At 66.2% G+C, this 3,761-nt stretch carries 3 protein-coding genes and 1 pseudogene; 3 read left to right on the top strand and 1 reads right to left on the bottom strand.

The genetic code is table 11. The annotated features are described in order from the left end of the window. Positions 1-243 (bottom strand): annotated as a pseudogene (locus EN738_RS32160) (hypothetical protein); the annotation flags it as partial. A 164-nt stretch (positions 244-407) separates the two neighbouring features. On the opposite strand from EN738_RS32160, the gene EN738_RS32155 reads away from it, so the two are divergent. The 3 genes from EN738_RS32155 to EN738_RS32145 all read left to right on the top strand — a co-directional run bounded on the left by EN738_RS32155 (position 408) and on the right by EN738_RS32145 (position 3,591). Next, positions 408-1,373, top strand: coding sequence for an L-threonylcarbamoyladenylate synthase (locus EN738_RS32155; protein WP_189340569.1), 966 nt, complete (start codon positions 408-410; stop codon positions 1,371-1,373). 20 nt (positions 1,374-1,393) lie between these two features. Continuing rightward, positions 1,394-2,839, top strand: coding sequence for an FAD-binding oxidoreductase (locus EN738_RS32150; RefSeq protein ID WP_127287095.1), 1,446 nt, complete (start codon positions 1,394-1,396; stop codon positions 2,837-2,839). A gap of 185 nt (positions 2,840-3,024) precedes the next feature. Beyond that, complete coding sequence (locus tag EN738_RS32145; RefSeq protein WP_127287094.1) at positions 3,025-3,591, top strand: DUF6101 family protein; 567 nt, start codon at positions 3,025-3,027, stop codon at positions 3,589-3,591. The last annotated feature ends 170 nt before the right edge of the window (positions 3,592-3,761 follow it).

The following is a 3,761-nucleotide window of genomic DNA, read 5'->3' as shown; positions in this document are numbered from 1 at the left end:
GCCATGATGCGTGGGCTTCTCGGGGATCGCCGCCACTTTCTCGTCGGTGACGTCGGGTGCCGGCTCGCCGAGCGCCACCACCGACGGCGTCGAGCCGATCTTCATCGGGTCCGCCGCGCCGAGCCTGATGATGGACGGCGTCGCGGTCGACGCGCCGAGCGCGACAATGGACGAGGCCTGCGCACTGCCGGTGATCGCCGACAGGCCGACGCCAAGCGCTGCAAGGATACGCATCGACACCATGTTACTTCCCCTGGCCCAACAGACCGGCACCATATTCCCGCGGGATTGATGCCTGCTTGCGCGGAAACATAGCATTTTAGGGATTGATAATTCGCCAACGCCCGCACTTGCCCCCCGGGCGTCGCCGTATTACGCAGCCCCGCATCTTATAGAGGTGACGACAAGTGGCTGAGATACTTGCCGCCGGCAAGGCGATGAAGCGGGCTCTGGCGCTGCTCGAAGGCGGCGATGTCGTCGCCATTCCGACCGAGACCGTCTATGGGCTGGCCGGCGACGCCACCAATGGCATCGGTGTTGCCCGCATCTTCGAGGCCAAGGGCCGGCCGCGCTTCAATCCGCTGATTGCCCATGTCGCCGATCTCGCCATGGCCGAGCGGATAGCGGTCTTCGATCCGCTGTCGAGGAAGCTGGCCGGGGCCTTCTGGCCGGGGCCGTTGACACTGGTGTTGCCGCAGCGCCCCGGCAACGGCATTCATCCGCTGGTCACGGCCGGGCTCGACACCATTGCGCTGCGCATGCCGAGGGGCTTCGGCGGCGAGTTGATCGCCAGGCTCGGTCATCCGCTCGCCGCGCCAAGCGCCAATTCGTCCGGCAGGATCAGCGCCACCACCGCCGAGGCCGTGGCGGCCGATCTCGGCGACAGGATCAGGCTGGTGGTCGATGGTGGCGCGACGCCGGTCGGCCTGGAATCGACCATCGTCAAGGTCGAGGGCGAGAGCGTGCGGCTGCTGCGGCCAGGCGGTATCGCCGCTGCCGAAATCGAGGCCGTCGCCGGCAAGCCGCTGCTGCGCGGCGCGGCCGCCGGCATCGAGGCGCCCGGCATGCTCGCCTCGCATTACGCGCCGGGCGCCGCGATGCGGCTCAATGCCCGACAGATCGCCAGCGGCGAGGCGCTGCTCGCCTTCGGCGGCAGTCGCGCCGAAGGCTGGCAGGATGCCGCCGCGCTGCGCAACCTCTCCGAGACCGGCGACCTGCGCGAGGCGGCGGCGAACCTCTTCGCCTACATGCAGGACCTCGACCGCAGCGGCGCTGCGACCATCGCTGTCGAGCCGATCCCCTTCGACGGACTGGGCGAGGCGATAAACGACCGGCTGTCGCGCGCCGCAGCGCCGCGTGACAAGACCGGCTGAGCGCCATAGGTTCTGGCCCCATGAACGATCAGACCGACGACCACCCCTTCGAGCTCGACTCCGCCATCATCGACCGTTTCGCGGCCATCGTCGGCGAGCAATACGCGCTGCGCGGCGAGGCGGAGATCGCGCCCTACATCAGCGAAAGGCGCGGCCTGTGGCACGGCAGGACGTCGCTGGTGCTGAGGCCGGGCAGCGTCGAGGAGGTGAGCCGCATCATGCGGCTGGCGACCGAGACCAAAACGCCCGTCGTGCCGCAGAGCGGCAACACCGGACTGGTCGGCGCCCAGGTGCCGGACAAGTCCGGCCACGACATCGTGCTTTCACTGTCGCGGCTGAACCGCATCCGCGAGATCGACGTGCTCTCCAACACCGTCACCGTCGAGGCCGGCGTCATCCTGCAGACCCTGCAGGAAGCGGCCGACGCCGCCGGCCGGCTGTTTCCGCTGTCGCTTGCCGCGCAGGGCTCCTGCCAGATCGGCGGCAACCTCTCGTCCAATGCGGGCGGCACCGGCGTGCTCGCCTATGGCAATGCGCGCGAGCTTTGCCTCGGCGTCGAAGTCGTGTTGCCGACCGGCGAGGTGTTCGACGATCTGCGCAAGCTGAAGAAGGACAACACCGGCTACGATCTGAAGAACCTGTTCGTCGGCGCCGAAGGCACGCTCGGCGTCATCACCGCCGCCGTGCTGAAATTGTTTCCGAAGCCGAAGGGCAGGGAGGTCGCTTTTGCCGGCCTTCCGTCGTCCCCGAAAGACGCGCTTTCGCTGTTCACACTGGCGATGGACCGGGCCGGCGCTTCGCTCACCGCTTTCGAACTGATCGGCAAAAGGCCCTACGACTTCACGCTGAAGCACGGACAGGGCATCTCGCGACCGCTGGCCGACGACTGGCCCTGGTATGTGCTGATGCAGGTCTCGTCCGGCCGTTCCGAGGAGGACGGCAAGGCGCTGATCGAGGAGATACTGTCGGCCGGGCTCGAGCAGGGCATCGTCGGCGATGCGGTGGTCGCCGCAAGCCTTGCCCAGGGCGATGCCTTCTGGAACTTCCGCGAGACGTTGCCCGAGTGCCAGAAGCCCGAGGGCGCCTCGATCAAGCACGACATCTCGGTGCCGATCGCCGCGATCCCCGAATTCATCGACAAGGCGGCCGGCGTGGTGGAGACCGTCTGTCCCGGCGCGCGCGTGGTCTGCTTCGGCCATATGGGCGACGGCAATCTCCACTACAACATCTCCCGCCCAGTGGATTGGCAGGACGCCGTGTTCCTCGACCTCTACCATCCCATGAACAAGGCCGTTCACGATGTCGTGCGCTCCTTCCACGGCTCGATCTCGGCCGAGCACGGCATCGGCCAGCTGAAACGCGACGAGCTGATCGCCACCGCGCCGCCGATGGCGATCGATCTGATGCGCCGGGTGAAGGCGGCCATCGACCCCGCCGGCATTATGAATCCCGGTAAGGTTATCTGATCCTTCCAACATGTTGTGGATGGTTGCATTCCGATAACCATCGGCTCAGATCAGCAAAATTTAACCGACTTTCTTAAGCGCGGCGGTAAGAAGCCAGCGCTAATGTTTCGCCATAAGCGAGGCCGGAAAAAACTGGCCCGGAGAGAACCGGTAAACGGCCCTCAGGAGAGACAGGAAGGCACTCGATGAACACTGGACTGAAGCCAGTCTGGGCAGGGCGCAACATGCGTCTCGACCCATTCCGCCTGCCGCAGATGGTGAGCTATGCGACACGCGACGACTATGGCGATGTTACCTTCACCATCGACCAGCGTGGCGCAGTCATTCGCCGCATGCTGGAGATGAGCGGCGTGCCGGCGATCATCGCACTGCCTGCCAAGGCGTTTCGCGGCGTCGCCGCCCGCGCCATGGAGGATCCCGAAGGCAACGTCACGGTGACGCTCGAACTCCTGCACAATGATCCGATGCTGTCGGTGCCGCTGCTGGTGGCAGACGACCTCGACGACGTCGCCGCCGACTGGCGCGCCTGGGCCGACGCCTATCGCCTGCCGATGCTCCTGATCGAGGCCGATGGCGTTGCCCGCACGCTGGAGGAATCGCTCGGCGCCGCCATCAAGGCGCTGCCGCCGCAGGAGCGCCGCAAGGGCCGTGTCTCGACCATGCGCCGTCCGCGCTTCCTTGCCCGCCGCCGGGCCGGCGATCTTGGCCTCAGACTCGTCGTCGACGGCGAGGAGATCATTTCGCACGAGTAGTCTGCTCATCCCGCTGGCGATTGGCAAAACCGCCGATGACAGCTGTCCAGCCGATAGATGGGTAACAGAATGGACCGGATACATAGGTAACAGTTCTCCCCCTATGAGTCCGCTGCAGCGCCAAGCGGATTGGTTGGCGCGGCGCTGCAGCGGACAAGCGTCATACGCCT

This window comes from Mesorhizobium sp. M4B.F.Ca.ET.017.02.2.1 (genome assembly GCF_003998955.1).
Taxonomy (GTDB): domain Bacteria; phylum Pseudomonadota; class Alphaproteobacteria; order Rhizobiales; family Rhizobiaceae; genus Mesorhizobium; species Mesorhizobium abyssinicae.
This window is presented reverse-complemented; position numbering and strand designations above follow the sequence as displayed.